Source organism: Tannockella kyphosi (assembly GCF_021054785.1).
GTDB classification, from domain to species: Bacteria; Bacillota_I; Bacilli_A; order Erysipelotrichales; family Coprobacillaceae; genus Tannockella; species Tannockella kyphosi.
The window spans coordinates 199,181-217,467 of the sequence record NZ_CP088239.1 but is presented as its reverse complement, the minus strand read 5'-3'; the positions used below and the strand labels follow the sequence as shown (position 1 = coordinate 217,467).

At 30.7% G+C, this 18,287-nt stretch carries 14 protein-coding genes; 3 read left to right on the top strand and 11 right to left on the bottom strand.

From position 1 onward, the window contains the following. Positions 1 to 2: 2 nt before the first annotated feature. The 6 genes from pknB to gmk form a co-directional block, all read right to left on the bottom strand. Complete coding sequence (gene pknB, locus LRR82_RS01180; protein ID WP_249029693.1) at positions 3 to 1,931, bottom strand: Stk1 family PASTA domain-containing Ser/Thr kinase; 1,929 nt, start codon at positions 1,929 to 1,931, stop codon at positions 3 to 5. After that, positions 1,931 to 2,668: a Stp1/IreP family PP2C-type Ser/Thr phosphatase gene (locus LRR82_RS01175; protein WP_249029692.1), complete on the bottom strand. Its 738-nt coding sequence runs from the start codon at positions 2,666 to 2,668 to the stop codon at positions 1,931 to 1,933. The genes pknB and LRR82_RS01175 overlap by 1 nt, the downstream gene beginning before the upstream one ends. After that, positions 2,668 to 3,696, bottom strand: a complete 1,029-nt coding sequence (gene rlmN, locus LRR82_RS01170) for a 23S rRNA (adenine(2503)-C(2))-methyltransferase RlmN (protein ID WP_249029691.1) — start codon at positions 3,694 to 3,696, stop codon at positions 2,668 to 2,670. The genes LRR82_RS01175 and rlmN overlap by 1 nt, the downstream gene beginning before the upstream one ends. 4 nt (positions 3,697 to 3,700) lie before the next feature. Next, positions 3,701 to 4,951, bottom strand: a complete 1,251-nt coding sequence (gene rsmB / locus LRR82_RS01165) for a 16S rRNA (cytosine(967)-C(5))-methyltransferase RsmB (protein WP_249029690.1) — start codon at positions 4,949 to 4,951, stop codon at positions 3,701 to 3,703. Between the two features lie 11 nt (positions 4,952 to 4,962). Next, a complete protein-coding gene (gene priA, locus LRR82_RS01160; protein WP_249029689.1) occupies positions 4,963 to 7,149 on the bottom strand; it encodes a replication restart helicase PriA in 2,187 nt (728 codons plus the stop codon). Positions 7,150 to 7,212: 63 nt separating this feature from the next. Further along, positions 7,213 to 7,782: a guanylate kinase gene (gmk, locus tag LRR82_RS01155; RefSeq protein WP_249029688.1), complete on the bottom strand. Its 570-nt coding sequence runs from the start codon at positions 7,780 to 7,782 to the stop codon at positions 7,213 to 7,215. A 123-nt stretch (positions 7,783 to 7,905) separates the two neighbouring features. On the opposite strand from gmk, the gene LRR82_RS01150 reads away from it, so the two are divergent. Then, on the top strand, positions 7,906 to 8,598 hold the full coding sequence (locus LRR82_RS01150) for a GH25 family lysozyme (RefSeq protein ID WP_249029687.1): 693 nt from the start codon (positions 7,906 to 7,908) through the stop codon (positions 8,596 to 8,598). 31 nt (positions 8,599 to 8,629) lie between these two features. After that, positions 8,630 to 10,267, top strand: coding sequence for an Rqc2 family fibronectin-binding protein (locus LRR82_RS01145; protein ID WP_249029686.1), 1,638 nt, complete (start codon positions 8,630 to 8,632; stop codon positions 10,265 to 10,267). A gap of 16 nt (positions 10,268 to 10,283) precedes the next feature. Here LRR82_RS01145 and LRR82_RS01140 read toward each other — a convergent pair whose 3' ends face one another. Continuing rightward, positions 10,284 to 10,514, bottom strand: coding sequence for a hypothetical protein (locus LRR82_RS01140; protein WP_249029685.1), 231 nt, complete (start codon positions 10,512 to 10,514; stop codon positions 10,284 to 10,286). A gap of 77 nt (positions 10,515 to 10,591) precedes the next feature. On the opposite strand from LRR82_RS01140, the gene pgeF reads away from it, so the two are divergent. Further along, positions 10,592 to 11,338: a peptidoglycan editing factor PgeF gene (pgeF, locus tag LRR82_RS01135; RefSeq protein WP_249029684.1), complete on the top strand. Its 747-nt coding sequence runs from the start codon at positions 10,592 to 10,594 to the stop codon at positions 11,336 to 11,338. Between the two features lie 11 nt (positions 11,339 to 11,349). Here the strand turns inward: pgeF and LRR82_RS01130 are convergent, their stop codons facing one another. The 4 genes from LRR82_RS01130 to LRR82_RS01115 all read right to left on the bottom strand — a co-directional run bounded on the left by LRR82_RS01130 (position 11,350) and on the right by LRR82_RS01115 (position 18,259). After that, a complete protein-coding gene (locus LRR82_RS01130; RefSeq protein WP_249029683.1) occupies positions 11,350 to 12,771 on the bottom strand; it encodes an NAD(P)H-hydrate dehydratase in 1,422 nt (473 codons plus the stop codon). A 67-nt stretch (positions 12,772 to 12,838) separates the two neighbouring features. Continuing rightward, a complete protein-coding gene (locus LRR82_RS01125) occupies positions 12,839 to 14,284 on the bottom strand; it encodes a C40 family peptidase (RefSeq protein WP_249029682.1) in 1,446 nt (481 codons plus the stop codon). Between the two features lie 215 nt (positions 14,285 to 14,499). Next, positions 14,500 to 17,553: an FtsX-like permease family protein gene (locus LRR82_RS01120; protein ID WP_249029681.1), complete on the bottom strand. Its 3,054-nt coding sequence runs from the start codon at positions 17,551 to 17,553 to the stop codon at positions 14,500 to 14,502. A gap of 1 nt (position 17,554) precedes the next feature. Continuing rightward, positions 17,555 to 18,259 carry an ABC transporter ATP-binding protein gene (locus LRR82_RS01115; RefSeq protein ID WP_249029680.1) on the bottom strand — a complete coding sequence of 235 codons (705 nt, stop codon included), beginning with the start codon at positions 18,257 to 18,259 and terminating at the stop codon, positions 17,555 to 17,557. Between the last annotated feature and the right edge of the window lie 28 nt (positions 18,260 to 18,287).

The window sequence follows — 18,287 nt, the reverse complement described above, 5'->3', positions numbered from 1 at the left end:
TTTTACTCCTGTTCTGTTGTGTCTTCCACATCTAAATCACTTTCAGTTTCTGTTATTGAACTGTAATATGAAATAGTAACTGTTGTTCCTTCACTTGTAACAATACTAAATGCATCTGGTGTTTGTGATTGGATCTTTAATACATCTTCACTATTACTAGTTGCACCCAAATCTATTTCCTTGACTACAAAGCCCTCACTTTCTAATTTCACTAGTGCAGCTTCATAAGATAATCCTACTACATTTGGTACTTCTATTTCTAAACCAATCGAAACAGTTAATGTTATTTCTAAAACAGTATCATCATTTATTTCAATGACAGTATCACTCGCAATATCTTGTTCTACTACTACTCCAATTAACTCATCAGAAGTAGCTTCTTCATAATTTACAATAAAACCTAAATCAATCAAAACAGATTCTGCTTTTTCAAAAGTCATCCCTGTATAATCACCAACTGTAATTTCTTCAGGTTTAATCACTGATAACTCTATTTCAATAGCTTCTTCTCCTAATTCTACTTCTTGACCTGCTTCAATACTTTGACTATAAATAGTTCCTGGTGTCCCAGATTCATCTACTAAAACAATTGATACTTCAAAACCTAAAGTTTCTAATTCTTCGACTGCCGTATCACTATCTTTTCCAATATAAGAACTCATTACTAAATAAGCTCCTTTACTTACAGTAAAGACAACCGTTTCTCCTTGTTTCACTGATTTCGTTGCTGCTGGATCTGTTGAAATAACTAATCCTGCATCATAATCATTAGATAATTGGTCCACATACTCTTCATCAATTACTAAGCCATAATTATCTTCTAATAAAGCACTAGCTTCTTCTATCGTCATTCCACTAACATCTGGCATCGAATATACTTTCGTAGATTCTCCACCAAATAAGAAGAACATGACAATTCCAGTTACTAGAGCTATTGGTATTAATAAAAGACCAAATTTCTTAATAGGAGGCAATGCTTTTATTTTATCTATAAAAGACTTTTTTTCCTCTTCTTTAGGTGTAACAGGAATTTCTTGTGTTGTGCTTCGTTTTGTTTGCACTACAATGGTTGGATCAGTATTTGGATCATAGGCAAAGACAATTTTCTCTTCATTTTCACGATCCAAACAAGTAAGTAAATCTTCATAAAACTCCATTGCATTATGATAACGATCTTTACTGTTTTTAGCAGTAGCTTTTAAAATACAATTTTCTACTGATTGTAAAATAGTAGGATTAAAATCACGGATAGAAGGTGTCTCTTCTTGCATATGTTTTAGTGCGATATTAACAGGTGATTCCCCATGAAAAGGAACTTCCCCACGTAATAATTCGTATAAAACAATTCCTAATCCATAAATATCACTTTGTGCAGTTGCTTTTTCTCCACGAGCTAATTCCGGTGCCAAGTAATGTAATGATCCCATAATGACATCATTTTGTGTAACTTGTGCTAAGTTTTGCATCGATGCAATACCAAAGTCTGCTATTTTAGCAACACCACTTTCTGTTACTAATACATTTTGTGGTTTTAAATCACGATGAATAATTCCTAATTGGTGTGCTTTTGCAACCCCACTTGCAATTTGTTTCATGATATCCATTGCTTCTACGACATGCAAAGCTCCACGTCGGTTAATTAACTCTTTTAAAGTAACTCCTGGAACATATTCCATTACAATATAATAATCATCCCCATCTTGTCCAACATCATAAATTGCTACTATATTTTTATGATTTAAAGATGCTGCAGCATTTGCTTCTCTTTGAAAACGAGTAACATAAAGTGGATCCTTTGCAAGCGAAGTTCTTAATGTTTTTAAAGCAATCACTCTATTTAAAATAAGATCTTTTGCTAAATAAACATCTGCCATTCCACCTTGACCTATTAATTCAATTATTTCATAACGATCTGAATATATCTTTTTCATTACTCTATCCCTCCTGTTAGTTTAACTAATACAACTGAAATATTATCACGGCCCCCATAATCATTTGCCTTATCAATAAGTATATTTCCAATATCTTCGATTAAATTATTTTGTTGAATAGTTCCTTTTATTTCTTCTTTGGATACCATATTAAATAAACCATCAGAACATAATAACAAATATCCATTTTCTACTTCCATTACTTGCTGTGCAATCTCTATACCTTGAGTTGCTCCAATTGCTTGTGTTAATACATTTTTTTGTTCAAAATCTTCTGCTTGTTCTGGTGTAATACTCCCTTGATCTAATAATAAATTTAATAATGTATGATCCTTCGTTAATAACAATAACTCTTCTTGATAATAATAAGCTCTGCTGTCTCCAACATGTGCTAAATAGATTGTATTCTCACAACACATTGCGGCTACAATCGTTGTTCCCATACCTTCTTGTTCTTCTGTTGTACTGGCTAATTTCTTAACAAATGTATGACCATTTTGAATTGTCTCTTCCATCCATTTTTGGATTTCTTTGCCATTTTCAAATCCAGGGTGTCCTTGAAAACATCCTGTCATGTAGTTAATCATTGCACGAGATGCTACCTCTCCTGCTTTATGACCACCCATTCCATCACAAACAATTGCTAGGAGTTGATCAGCCCCATTGACATTGACAGCTACTTGATCTTGATTTTTGTTACGAATTTTTCCAATATCACTTTTTGCAAAATACTCCATTACATCCCCTCATTTCGTTTTGCTCTTAATTGACCACATGCTCCATCTATATCTCTACCATGTTCTTTACGTTTTGTTACATTAATACCAAATCGTAATAACTCAGTTTTGAACTTTTCTACTACTTCATCATCACTTGGTAAATACCCATGTTCATCTACTGCATTATATGGAATTAAATTAACATAAGCATTTAATCCTTTTACATAATGTGCTAGTTGTCTAGCACATACAATACTGTCATTCATATCTTTTAACATGATATATTCAAAAGTAATACGACGATTTGTTTTTTGAATATAAGTAGCAATCCCTTGTCTTAAAACATCCATTGGATATTTCTTATTTATAGGCATTAATTTCTCTCTTATTTCATCATTTGGTGCATGCAAAGAAATAGCTAAATTTGTTTGTAACCCTTCTAAAGCATACTGCTCTATTTTATCTACTAATCCACATGTAGAAATCGTAATATGACGAGCTCCTATCGCTAATCCATGAGGATGATTGATAATACGTACAAACTCCATCACATGATCATAATTATCAAAAGGTTCCCCTGTTCCCATGACAACAACATGACTAATACGCTCTGCTGTATCTAATTGCACCTTCATTACCTGATTCACCATTTCACCAGCAGTTAAGTTTCTTTGTTTCCTTAATAGTCCACTTGCACAAAAATCACATTTCATATTACAACCAACTTGGCTAGTCACACACAAAGAACGACCATAATCATGAACCATTAAAACACTCTCTATTAAATGCCCATCCGCTAATTCAAATAAGTATTTAATGGTACCATCTTTGGATACTTGTTTTTCTGCGATAGTAAGTTGATCAATAGTAAAATCATTTTGTAATTGTTGACGGAAATCTTTTGATAAATCTGTCATTTGTTCTAAAGAACTTACTTCTTTTTGATACAACCATGTAAATACTTGTTTTGCACGAAATGGTTTTTGTTTCATTGTTAAAAACAGTTCCGTCATATTTTCTAATGTATAATTATATAATGTTTTCATTCATTTATTCCTTTTTTAGTTTTACCATATAGAATCCATCACTATTGTATTCATAGGGCAATATTTGTCTTTCTTCTAATACGATCATATCTGGATGCTTTTTAATAAATTGTTCTATCATTTTTTGATTTTCTTTTTTATTTATAGTACATGTACTATAAACCATTTTACCACCATTTTTTAATAAAACATAAGCATTTTCTAATAATTTTTCTTGTATAAGTACAATTGAATCCAAGGCACTTGAATCATGATACTTAATTTCTGGTTTTCTCATTAAAACACCTAAACCACTACAAGGTGCATCTAATAAAATACGATCAAAAGATGCCTCTTGATAAAGTGTAGATAAAGTAGTAGAATCTACTACTTTAAATGTAATATTAGTAGCTCCTAAACGGTTTGCATTCTTTTGTACGAGTTCCATTTTATGTTCAAATAAATCACATGCTACTATTTCTCCAGTATTTTCCATCAATGCACTTAAATGCGTAGTTTTGCTCCCTGGAGCACAACACATGTCTAAAATACGTTCCTCTTTTTGAGGGTTTAAGAATGGTGCTACTAGCTGACTTGATTCATCTTGAATTGTAACAAGTCCTTCTAAATATTCTGGAGTACTGGCAATATTTCCTGAACGATAGCTAATAGCATCTGTTGATAATGCACATGTTTGATATATTGGGTTTTCTAATAAGCTTTCTTTCTTTGTTTTTAACGTATTTACTCTAGCTATCCGATTTGGTGTAGCATTGTTATGTTGACATATTTTGGTTGTAATATCTTGACCATATTGTTTAGAAAACATCTTTACCATCCATAATGGATGACTAGTTTCAATACTTAGTCTTTGATCATCATCTAAACCATCTAACGTACGTTTGGGGTTATCAATGATTTGGTGTAATATTGCATTTACAAAGCGACCTTGATTTCTTTCTTTCCTGCTTGCTAGTGATACTGCTTCATTGCATAATGCATAGGTTGGTATTTTATCTAGGAAGTAATATTGGTAAAGTGTCATTAATAAGATCATTTTTGTGTCACGATGTACTTTTTTACCCTCAATAGCAGGGGCTAATAAGTATTCTAGATATAGTTTATTTTGAACTGTTCCATATACTATTTGGGTTACTAAATCTTTGTCTTTTCTTGATAATTCACTATTGATAAGAGCATGATTTAAAGTGATGTTAATATAACTTTGTTCATTTTGATATTTTAATAATATTTCTAACGCTAATTTTCTAGCCATAGGTTCTCCTTTTATAATTGATTATATGGATCAAAGTCACATATAACACGAATCTTTGTTTCTTTTTTATTATAATATCGATGCATAGTACGAATCACTTCATATATTTCTTTTAAAGAACGATATTTAATAAGAATACGACGACGATAATAATTATTTATCTTTGAGATAGTCCCACTAGTAGGACCTAAAATAACTTGATTTGGTAATTCTTTTACTAAGTATTTTTTTATATATTGACCATATAATTCTACTTGTTCTTCTTGTTTTCCTTCAATTAGAATACTTAGTAAATAACGATATGGTGGATACATTGCTAGTTTACGATACTTCATTTCTTCTTGATAAAATCGAATATAATTATGATTTTTTACATTCACTAAGACAGGATGTTTTTCGTTATAGGTTTGAATCGTTACTGTTCCTGGTTTATCTGCTCTTCCAGTTCGTCCAGCAACTTGTGATAGTAATTGGAATGTTCTTTCATTGCTACGAAAATCAGGAATATGCAAACTAATATCCGCATTAATAACACCTACTAGTGTTACATCTGGAAAATCTAATCCTTTGGCAATCATTTGTGTCCCTAATAAAATATTTGCTTCTTTGTTTTTAAATCGATCTAATAATTTTTGATGTCCTTGTTTGTTTCTTGTAGAATCATAGTCATAACGAATAATTGTTGCATTTTCTAATTCTTGTGCTAGTATTTCTTCCATTTTTTGAGTTCCCGTTCCAACTAACTTCATATTGCTAGATTGACAAGTTGGACAAGTGTTTGTATAAGGTTGACGATAGTCACAATAATGACAATGTAATTGTTTGGTATCGTGATGATAGGTTAAGCTAATATCACAATGTGGACACTTTACAACTGTATTGCAATCTAAGCAACGAATATGATTTGCGTAACCTCTCTGGTTTAATAATAAGATTGCTTGATTCCCTGAATCAATGCAAGCTTGTAATTGGTTAACTAATTTTCTAGATAGTAAACTATAATTGCCATCTCGCATTTCTTTTTCCATGGAAACAAATTCTATTGGTGGTAGAGGTTGTTGGTTGATTCTGTTTTCTAATGTGTATAAATCATAAAATCCTTCCAATGCTCGATAATAAGATTCTAAGGATGGTGTGGCACTTGCTAGTAAGATAGGACATTGATGTGTCTTGGCACGTATTTTTGCTATTTCTAAACAGTGATAACGAGGAGTCGTTGTTTGTTTATAACTGCTATCATGCTCTTCATCCATTACAATAAGTCCAATATTTTCTAAAGGAGCAAAAATAGCACTTCTAGCCCCTACTACAATCGATACTTCTTTGTTTTGAATACGACGATATTCATCATACCTTTCTCCACTAGATAATTTAGAGTGTAATATTGCAACATTTTGATCAAAATGACTCTTAAATAAAGCAATCATCATCGGTGTTAGTGCTATTTCTGGCACTAATACAATCACTGTTTTTCCTTTTTTTACAATATTTTTAGCTATTTGAACATATACTTCACTCTTACCAGCACCTGTTACTCCATGTAAAAGATTAACACCATAAGTATCTTTTTTACTTATATCTTCTACAATATACTGTTGTTCTTTAGACAAAGTATGAACTTTTTTTATAAATGCTGTATTTTGTGGTATGCGATATTTTTCTATTTGATGATATTCAATAGCTCCTTGTTTTACCATATTATCTAATAATGCTTTACTATACGGAATATTTTTTATTAGACTACTTGGATGATCTAGGATATATTGATATGCTTCTTGTTGTTTTGTTGTTTTTAAAGCAAAACCTAGATTTCCAATAACAATACGTTCATATTGAATTCCAGTATGTTTCCCTTTTTTAGGTTTTAATTGACTTGGTAACATCGCCTGAATACATGCCATTCTAGTGGCTAATGATAGTTTTGATAAGGTAATAGATAAACTACGTAGTTCTTCATTTAGCACTGGCATATCATCTAATACATCTAAAATCATTTGATAATGAAAACCATTTTCAAGTTCTAGTTCTTCTCTTGTTTTATTTGTATACTGGACATCCATCACATAACCAATAATCTTTTGATGATGAAACATAATAGAAACACGATGATGTAACCCGATAACATAATCAGATAAGTAATCAAAAGTCATATCTAATGATTGAACTGGATGTTCGATTAAAACTGATATAATATACATGTTTCCACCACCTTTCGTTCTATTTTACCACAATTAAACTATTTATAAAACAAACAAGAGCACTTAGGCGTGCTCTTGATGTTCTTTTATAATGAGTGCAATACTATTTTTTGCTTTGAAAACATTATCGTTTACTACAACATGTTTATATTGATCTTTTGTTGCTATTTCAGCACGTGCTTTTCCTAAACGTTCTTGGACAATTGTATCTTCTTCCGTACGTCTACCACGAATTCTTCTTTCTAATTCTTCCATTGAAGGTGGTACTAAAAAGATAGTAAGTGCATCTGGTCTTTTCTTCATAACCTGTAATGCTCCTTGTACTTCAATCTCTAAAACCACATTTTTACCTTCATTTAATAATTTTTCTACATTTTCAGCAGGAGTTCCATAATAATTCCCTACGAATTGTGCTGATTCTAATAACAATCCCTTCGCTTCTTTTTGTTCAAATTCTTCTTTTGAAACAAAGAAATAATCTACACCATCATGTTCTGTTGGTCTTGGACTTCTTGTTGTCATAGAAATTGAATATGCTAGATTCAAACTCTCATCTTTAAATAACTCTTCTCTTACTGTCCCTTTACCTACACCACTAGGACCACTTAAGATAATTAGTACGCCTTTTTTCACAATTGTCACTCCTTTTTATATTAGGAATATCATAATAATAAAAGCCAAGAATGTCAATTGTTTACTATAAAAAATATAGGAAATTAAAGAAGATGTGGTATATTTAGAAAAAGGGGGTAAAAGATGAAAAAAGTAAACAATAATTTCTATACAAAAACATATAAATTACTATTATTTCCTGTTATTCTTATCTTTATTTTTGTTTTATGTCTTTTATTGCCTAGTCAACAAGATAGTTTATTTGGTATTGATCTTTCGAAATGGAATGGTGAGATTCATACTATTCCTCAAGATGTAAAATTTGTGATTATTCGTTGTGGCTATACTAGTAGTGATTCAAATACACTAAATGAAGATCCTTTGTTTAAGGATTATCTCGATTTATGCAATGAACAAAATATCCCAGTAGGAGTTTATTATTATACTATGGCTACAACAATACAAGATGCAACCAATGAAGCACAATTTGTTTTAGATTTAATTGCAGATTATGATATTCCTTTAGGAGTCTTTTTTGATATAGAAGATAGTACATTACTAGATTATGATGATCAATTATTAAATGATATATGTAATGCTTTTTGTCAAGAAATAGAATACAACCATTATAATGCGGGTATTTATGCTTCTTATTATTGGTGGAATCATATTTTAGATAAAGAACAACTACCTTATTTAAAGTGGATAGCATTATATGATGATTCATCCTATATTTTGGAAGATGACTATCTTATTTATCAATATACGAATACTGGTACATTGGAAGGATATTCTTGTTATTTTGATTTTAATACAATCAAATATAAATATTGGTAGTTATTATGTTATAATGCTAGAGGTGATAAAAATGGCAAATGATGGAATTGTAATGCATCAAACAATCGATGCATTAAAAGAAAAAATAGAAACTGGTAGAATTAATAAAATCTATCAAATATCAAAATATGAATTACTTATTCACGTACGTTCTAATCGTGAAAATTTTAAATTACTTTTATCTAGTCATCCTATGCATGCTAGATTACATCTTACAAATATGCAATATCCAACTCCTGAACAACCAAATACATTAACAATGTTATTTCGTAAATATTTAGAAGGTGGATACATTCAAAAGATAGAACAAGTACTAACTGATCGTATTTGTCATCTAACATTCTTATGTCATAATGAGTTAGGGGATATAGTCCATTATCATATGTATATTGAAATAATGGGGAAACATTCTAATATTATTTTATGTAATGAAGATAAAAAGATTATTGATTGTATTAAAAGAATTAGTCCTAGTATGAATACGACTCGTTTTTTACAACCTGGTGCGATGTATCAATATCCTCCTATGGATGATACAAAATTGAATCCTTATACTAGTTCTTATCAAGAACATAACAATCTAACAAAAGTTTATTTAGGATTTTCTCCACTACTTTCTAAAGAAGTATTGTATCGTATTGACCAAGGTCAATATTTTGAAGATATTATCAAAGAAATAAAAGATTCTCGTTCTATTTACATTAGTAAAGTAGATGATAAAGAGTATTTTCATATTCTTCCTTTAACACATCTTCAAGTAGAACCAACTCAATTATCTATCTTTGATGGTTTTGATACATTCTTTTTTGCGATAGACCAAAAAGAACGTATCAAACAACAAACTTCTAATCTTTCTAGATTCATAAATAATGAATATCAAAAGAATGTTCTAAAATTAGAAAAACTAGAAGATACATTACATATTTCTTCTAATCGAGAAGAGTATCGTATTTATGGTGATTTATTGTTTTCTTATTTAGGAATGGTTCAAAAAGGAATGTGGCAAGTAGAAGTATTTAACTACTATGATAATACGAATATAATGATTGAATTAGATCCTAAACTAGATGGCAAAGAGAACGCTAAAAAGTATTATAATAAGTATCAAAAAGCAAAAAACTCAATTACTGTTTTAAATGAACAAATTGAAAAAACAAAGATAGAAATAGAATACTTTGATGGTTTAATTTCTTTGTTAAATAACGCTAACTATTATGATGCCTTAGAAATAAAAGATGAGTTAGAAAGTTTAGGTTACTTAAAAAAGAAAACTAAAAAAGCTAAGAAACCAACAAAACCAAGAGTAGAAACTTATTTTACGAAAGATAATATAGAAATATTAATTGGTAAAAACAACTTACAAAATGATTATTTAACTTTTAAAAGTGCGAATCGTTACGATACTTGGTTCCATGCTCAAGGTATGCCTGGTAGTCATGTCGTTGTAAAAGGACAAGATTTAGATGAGTATACTATTCGTCTTGCAAGTACTATTGCTGCTTATTTCTCAAAAGGAAAAGTAAGTAGTTCTGTTCCTGTTAGTTATACTCTTGTAAAAAACCTTAAGAAACCTAGTGGTGCTAAACCTGGGAAAGTGATTGTGGAGGCATATAAAACTATTTATATTGATCCGGATGATTCTTGGATAAAAGAACTAACAAAAAAATAGATATGGTTTCCCATATCTATTCTTGACAATTACATCCATTATTATCTTGCACAATATAGCTTTGACTATATTGTGGATAGTATTTTGGATAATAGACAACATTTTCCACATGACAACATTCAATTGGACAAATAACTGGTTGTTCGACATAACGACAGCTTTGTGTGTAACATACTTTTTTAGGTGCCATGATTGGTTCTGGTGTCATATCATTGTTTTGTTGGCAATTACAGTTTCGTTGATACATAGAATCCCCCTCCTCTAGGTTAGTATATGTATTAATTAATAATTACATTGGACATATGTACAAAAAGGAGAAAAAGAATGCGATTAATATCATGGAATCCCTCTAAGGAAATAGAAGCATATACAATTACCAAAGACTTTGGTGATATGTCTTTTCAAAATCCGGACCAAGAACTGATTTTAAATAATCGTCTTGATTTGGCTAACTATTTGGAAACATCATTAGAGAACTTTGTTGCATTAAAACAAATTCATTCTAGTAACTTTGTAGAAGTTACTAGTGAGGATGCTGGATTAGGTGCATTTTCAAGAGAGGATGCAATTGAAGAAAGTGATGCAATGTATACCAGAGCAGAAAATTTATTTTTAATGACTTTTCATGCAGATTGCACACCTATTTTATTGTATTGTCCTAATCAAAAAATAGTTGCATGTATACATGCAGGTTGGTTAGGAACAACTCGTGAAATTACTAAAAAAGTAGTAACCCATCTAATTGAAAAAGAAGGATGTATTCCTAAGGAAATGTTAGCCTATATAGGTCCTTGTATTTCTTATGAAAAATTAGAAGTTCAACAAGATGTGATTGATAAAATCAATGCTATGAGTTTTGATACAACCCCTTTCTATCATCCAACAGATGAAATACACTATCTAGTAGATAATAAGAGCTTAAACAAACAACAACTATTATTAAGTGGTTTATTAGAAGAAAATATTACTGTCAATGATTTATGTACTATTAAAAATAATGATCTATTTTATAGTCATCGATGTAAAGAAACAGGTAGAAGTATTACCATTATAAAAAGAAACAAGGAATAATTTCCTTGTTTTTATATTATTCTTTTCATTGCTTTAGGAATCAATTCAATTACTTTACTAGCAACTGCAGTATAATTGTCATTAGCAACAATATCTCCACATAACCCATGTAAATAAACAGCTTGTATACTAGCTTCAATAGGTCCATATCCTTGTCCTAAGAAACTAACAATCATCCCTGCTAAAACATCTCCACTACCTGCTGATGCCATAGCACTATTCCCTGTCGTATTACGATAAGTATCATTACCATTTGTTACTATTGTATTTGGTCCTTTTAAAACTAAAATAACACCCCACTTTAAAGCAAACTCTTTAGCTAAAAGAACATAATCTGTTTCATTATAAAAAGGATGTAACCTTTTAAACTCACCTATATGCGGTGTTAGTATCACTGGGGCATGAGCCTTTTTCAGACTTTCTAAATGCATAGCAACATAAGTTAATCCATCTCCATCAATAACCATTGGTATCGTTGACTTTTCTAATACATCTTCAACATATTTTTCACTAGAAAAATCCAATCCTAGTCCACTTCCAATAAGTAATGCATCATAGTGTTGATAAATAATAGGATCTAATGTATTGATTCTTTTTTTAACAATACACTCCGGTACATTAATAGTAACACTTGTTAGTACCTCACTTGATGAATAACAACAAACTAATCCACTACCACTATAAACCGATGATTTAGCTGCCAAAGTAGCTGCCCCAATATATTCATTACTTCCTGTAATATGGATTACTTTTCCATATTTACCTTTATAATCATCATATTTCCTTTTCTTTATAATTGATTGAATTATCCTATTATCTACCACCGTAGAAAAAGGAACTTCTTTCTCTACTAACGGACAAAGCATAATATCTCCTGTATATTCTTTACTATGAGGTAATAAAAAACCTTGTTTATAAGCACAAATAGTCCTTGTTTGCGTTGCTTTAATCGAAATATTTTTAGGTAACCCACTATTACAATCTAACCCACTAGGTATATCAATAGCGATAACTGGTTTATCTAATGTATTGATTTTTTCAATAATATCATAATATTTTCCACTTACATCCCTATTCAATCCACTACCAAAAATAGCATCAATGATTAAATCCTCTTGATCAATTAAACTAATTCCATCATGAACCACTATCCCTGATTCTACTACTTTCCCCAAATAGTGACTAACTGATAAACTACCCGTTACACTTGTTAAATAAACAGTTACCTGGTGTTTTTCTTGTAACATTAAAGCTAACGCTAATCCATCAGCTCCATTATTTCCATTTCCACACACGATCCCTATTTTATTTGCTTGTATTGGTTGTTTTGATAACCCTATCGCTGCAAAACCAATTAATTGATTCATTGTATATCCTTTTTCTAATAGTGCTTCATCATATAATTGAAATTCTTTTTGTGATCCTACTTGCATAATATCATCCCCTTTCCTCTATTATACAAAAAAAGTACTTCTTATGAAGTACTTTCTTATTATTTTATTAATATCTTCTAGCTGTTACATAATTCATTACGTCTAATGATGCATAACATACACCTTTTGAACTACTGCAATGAATAATCATACCATTACCTACATAAATACCAACGTGTGTGACACTACCACCTGAATAAGCAGAATAGAAAACTAAATCTCCTACTTGTAAATTACTACGTGATACATATGTTCCACTACTAGCTTGTGATGCTGCTGTACGAGGAATTGATACACCGGCTTGTTTAAAGCACCATTGTGTAAATCCTGAACAGTCAAAACTATAAGATCCAGTTGCTCCATAAACATAAGGAGAACCTATTTTTGTTTTTGCATAAGTTACAGCTGATTGTGCACCAGCACTAATGCTTGAATCATAAACATATACTTTTAATGTTTTTGTTGTTGTATTACCTGAACTATCCGTTACTGTATAAGTAACTGTTTTCGTTCCTGTTGAAGATGTAGAAATACTTGAAGCTGTTACACTTGAAGTTAAATTTCCATCATAATTATCAGATGCAGAACTTACATAATTAAGAGCAGTAAATGTAGCTCCTTCTTTTACTTCTACATAAGATTTAGATAATGATAAACTAGGTGATTCAATATCTTTTACTGTTACTGTCACAACTTGACTCGTTTCATTACCAGAACCATCTGTAGCAGTAATTTCAATTTCTTGGCTATCTCCTAATAATTCTTCATCCACTTCTCCATTTACAACAATATCTAATGATTCATCAAAATTATCATAAATATCTACAATATCATAAATATCAAACTTATCACCATAATTTAATGTATAACTGCTACCACTTAATAATTCAATAACTGGAGCTTCATCATCAGAAATAGCAAACTCATAAGTTTCTTCCGTAACATTTCCAGCACTATCACTTACTGTTAAAGTAATTGTTTGGAAACCAATCGCACTAGTATCTAAATCTGCACTTGTTTCAATAAATGGAGTTACATCCCCCTCTACATTATCAACTGCTTCCATATAACTAGTAATATCTTCACTACCCATTACAGGTACCACTATTGTATATCCTTCATTCGAACCCAATACATTGAATTCTGGACCTTTATTATCCACAACTGATACTGTGACAACTTTTGTTGCTACATTTGAAAATTGATCAATTGCTTCTACTGTGATTGTATACACACCTATTTGATTCACATCTAATGAATCTGTATTTACAGTCACTTCTAATAATTCTCGGCTTGTTTGATTATCGGTAATATATAATGCACTTGCATCAAATTCTTCTCCGTATGGTAATTCAATACGAGAAGTTTCTATTACAGGGGCTTCTTTATCAACAGCTGCATAACCAACTAACATAAAAGTAACCACACATAAAAAAGGTAAAAACATCGCTTTTCTTTCCACAATATTTTCCTTTAGAAAACTCGATAGTCTCGAACTAATATTTCTTTCCATTTGTTGCCTCCTTTCAATAATATATCCACTTGTAATTATACACTTTTTTTAGGTGCTTTTCCATGTTTTTTCTATTATAAAATTCACTATATACAATAAAAACCCTTATTTTATAAGGGTTTTTATGATTTTATCTTTATTTGATAAAATTTCATATTTTTATCACATTTTATATAATCCTAAATATATTCACTATATTTAGCATATTAGTAACCCTATTCTACGCTCTTTAAAGACTCAACCATATCAATCTTCTTAATTACCTTACTCATTTTATGATTAATGATAAAAGTAAAGATCATTGTTAATGCAATGGCTACTAAATAGGTAGAATATGATATTTCTCGAACAAACATAGTCATCTCTATTTCAATAGTTGGCATTAAATACATATGTATCAACTTCCCTAGAACACAGCCTACGATAGCCCCTATAAATGATAACAACATATTTTCTCTAAATACATAATCATCGACTTCTTTTTTATAGAACCCCAACACTTTGATAGTTGCTATCTCACTCTTTCGTTCTTGTATATTAATATTCGTTAAATTATAAAGTACTACAAACGCTAAACACCCAGCACATACTACTAAAATAACAACTACACTATTCACACTTTGTAATTGTGTTTGGAATGTTTCAGAAGTTGTTGACATAAAGGTAGTTCCAGATACTTCATCAAGTTCCATCAACCTTTCTCCTAGACTATCTAGTGTTGATTGAGTCGTACTTGTCGTCATAACATAAGCATTGTTATATTTTACATCACTACTTGTTAAGCTTTCATAATATGTTTTAGACATATACATATAATGCATAAAATGATGTTGGCAAATACCAGATACTTTGACTACATAAGTACTATTATCAAACGTTACACTAATTGTATCATTTACTTCTACATCCAATAGCTCTGCTAATTTTTCATTAATAATAACTCCATCATCTTCTAACAGTAACTCTTCCTCACTATCTTTATCAATAACAGAAACAAAGTCTGAAAAATCTGTACTATTTTCTGGTACCACCACATATCCTGCATAATCTTTTGTTTCTCCAGCAAAAAGAGTAGTTTGACTATAAACACTATTGATTGCACTAATTGATCCTTGTTCTATCAATAATTCTTCTAACTCATCAACATCTTGTTGCCCCACTGACTCACTATAAGATATTGTCGCATCAAAATGCCATATATCACCAAATTGCACAGTAACTACTTGGGCAATAGAATCACGTAACCCAAATCCAGTAACAATCAATGCACTACACCCAGCTATCCCAATTACAGACATAATAAAACGCTTTTTATATCGGAAAATATTTCTCATCGTAACCTTACGATTAAAAGATAAACGTTTCCAAATAAATGGAATTCTTTCTAATAAAATTCTTTTCCCTGATTTAGGTGCTTTTGGTCTTAATAATGTAGCTGGTAAATCCATTAATTCTCCATAACAAACATATACAGTAACTACTAATGTAATAATAACAGCTATAAAAATAGTTTGCATACAAACAATAGCATCAAAACTTATTTGTATTGGTGCTTGTACCCCATACAAAATACTAGTATATAAGAAATAAATAATCCAAGGAAAAAAAGCAACCCCAAATAAAATACCTAAAACACTAGCAAAAAGTGTTGCTAATAAAGCATAACCAACATATTGCATTAAAACATCTTGTTTCGAATAACCTAATGCCAACAAAGTACCACTTTGTAATCTTTGTTCTTCTATCATTCTTGTCATAGTAGTCAAACTAACAAGTGCTGCTACTAAAAAGAACAATAGTGGAAAGATAAAAGAAATGGATTCTATCGATGCTGCATTTGCCTCAAAAGTAACAAAACCACCATTCTCATTATTAGTAAGAGTAATAATCGTTCCTTCCGGTATAGAATCTAACTCTTCTTTTGCTTCTTCTAATTGAACATTCGCCTCTTCTAAAGCAGTTTTTGCTTCCGTAAACTCTTGTTCCAACTCAATTTCTTGTATTAATAATTCATTCTCTGCTATTTGAATATCCAAAGATGCCTCTTCTAATAATAAACTTGCTTCATTATAAGCTAATAAATCACTAGTTGTACCTTCTAAAGTACCCAATTCAACTTGAATATCTGTTAACTGTTCATCAAGTGTACTTAAGTAACTCTCTAAATCAACATCTTGATAATCTTGTTGTTCTAACTGCTCTCTCGTAATATTTAATTCATCTTGTAAGATAGCAAGATTTTCTTGTAACTTAGCTATTTCATCAGGTATCTCTTCTAAAGAATCCTGCATTGATATTTGTGCTTCTAATAATAATTGTTCATTTTCAATTAATTCTTTTTTAGCTTCAATAATTTGTAATTTAGCACTAGCCATCTCTGTTTCAAAAGTAGCATATCCTACTACATACTCTTCATATCCTTCTAAGTATTCTTGATACCCTTCTTCATACAAAGTAGTATACTCATCCATCATTTCACTATATAAATCATCAAATAACTGATGATAAATATTGTTTATCTCATAACTAACACTTCGTACATAAGTATCATACTCTTCACTAAACAAAGAATATCCTTCTTCATTCTTTAAAGTAATACGAATATCATTATATAAAACTTCTTCTTCTCTTAATTCATATAAATCATCAGGCAATGCCATACTCTCATTACCAACCGTATACATCATTACATAAGCCGAATTAGACCCATCACCTAAGCTATTTGTTCCACGTTCTACAATCGACATATAACGAGTATCTTGTGCTATTCCTGATATAACATATATCTTATCATCATAAGCTGAGGTTAAAGAAATAACATCACCAACCCCTAGTCCTTGATCTACTGCAAATTCATTATCAATTAAACATTCATTATCACTTTCAGGATAATCTCCTGATAACAATACAGCCTGATTCACACTGCTTGAAAAATCATCTTGTGTATATACGATAACCCCAAAATCAGTTCCTTGAAACGATAACAAAGCATCATAACGCAAACCTACTTGATATTCATCTATCTCTTCAATATCATCTAAATAACTAATATCTTTTTGACTAAACCCTAGTGTTGCAATTATATCAATATCTTCAAAACCATAATCTATCAAATATTCTTCAATAGAATTTTCCATAATAGTCGGTGCATGTCTCAGCCCTGCATAAAAAGCCGAACCTAAAAAGACAATAACAAAAATAGATAAAAATCTAGCTTTTGTCTTCTTAATACCTATTATTTGGTTTTTTATGTACGCTCTTTTTTTCATACTACCACTCTATCTCTTCAATAGATTGAATATTTTTATTTTTATACTTCTTACTAACTTGACCATTTTTTATTTGAATAACACGATCAGCCATTGGAGCTAAAGCCCCATTATGCGTAATTACCACCACTGTCATACCATAGTTATCGCACATTTCACGTAATAAAGATAAAATTTGTTTACCTGTTTGATAATCTAATGCTCCTGTTGGTTCATCACATAACAATAGTTTTGGATTTTTAGCAATTGCTCTGGCTATCGCCACACGTTGTTGTTCTCCACCTGAAAGTTGTGCCGGAAAATTATTCATACGATCTTTTAAACCAACTTTTTCCATGACATTTCGTGCATCTAAAGGATCTTTCGATATTTGATTAGCTAGTTCTACATTTTCTAAAGCTGTAAGATTTTGAACTAAATTATAGAATTGAAAAACAAACCCGATATCATCTCTTCGATACTGAGTTAATTCCTTTTCATCATAGTTGGTAATATCTTGTTCATCTACCATGATTGTCCCACTTGTTGCTAGATCCATTCCACCTAAAATATTTAAAACAGTAGACTTCCCAGCACCTGAAGGCCCTATCACTACTACAAACTCTCCTTTAGCAATATTGAAGTTGATTCCATCTACTGCCTTTATCTCAATATCCCCTACAATATAAGTCTTTTTCACATCTTCAAAAGATATAAATCCTTTCATCTAATCACTTCCTTTCCTACCAATTATA

What these genes read in the sequence shown, in the direction of transcription:
- pknB (WP_249029693.1), bottom strand. Translation starts at nt 1,931, where the DNA reads ATGAAAAAGATATATTCAGATCGTTATGAAATAATTGAATTAATAGGT.
- LRR82_RS01175 (WP_249029692.1), bottom strand. Translation starts at nt 2,668, where the DNA reads ATGGAGTATTTTGCAAAAAGTGATATTGGAAAAATTCGTAACAAAAAT.
- rlmN (WP_249029691.1), bottom strand. Translation starts at nt 3,696, where the DNA reads ATGAAAACATTATATAATTATACATTAGAAAATATGACGGAACTGTTT.
- rsmB (WP_249029690.1), bottom strand. Translation starts at nt 4,951, where the DNA reads ATGGCTAGAAAATTAGCGTTAGAAATATTATTAAAATATCAAAATGAA.
- priA (WP_249029689.1), bottom strand. Translation starts at nt 7,149, where the DNA reads ATGTATATTATATCAGTTTTAATCGAACATCCAGTTCAATCATTAGAT.
- LRR82_RS01150 (WP_249029687.1), top strand. Translation starts at nt 7,906, where the DNA reads ATGAAAAAAGTAAACAATAATTTCTATACAAAAACATATAAATTACTA.
- LRR82_RS01145 (WP_249029686.1), top strand. Translation starts at nt 8,630, where the DNA reads ATGGCAAATGATGGAATTGTAATGCATCAAACAATCGATGCATTAAAA.
- LRR82_RS01140 (WP_249029685.1), bottom strand. Translation starts at nt 10,514, where the DNA reads ATGTATCAACGAAACTGTAATTGCCAACAAAACAATGATATGACACCA.
- pgeF (WP_249029684.1), top strand. Translation starts at nt 10,592, where the DNA reads ATGCGATTAATATCATGGAATCCCTCTAAGGAAATAGAAGCATATACA.
- LRR82_RS01130 (WP_249029683.1), bottom strand. Translation starts at nt 12,771, where the DNA reads ATGCAAGTAGGATCACAAAAAGAATTTCAATTATATGATGAAGCACTA.
- LRR82_RS01125 (WP_249029682.1), bottom strand. Translation starts at nt 14,284, where the DNA reads ATGGAAAGAAATATTAGTTCGAGACTATCGAGTTTTCTAAAGGAAAAT.
- LRR82_RS01120 (WP_249029681.1), bottom strand. Translation starts at nt 17,553, where the DNA reads ATGAAAAAAAGAGCGTACATAAAAAACCAAATAATAGGTATTAAGAAG.
- LRR82_RS01115 (WP_249029680.1), bottom strand. Translation starts at nt 18,259, where the DNA reads ATGAAAGGATTTATATCTTTTGAAGATGTGAAAAAGACTTATATTGTA.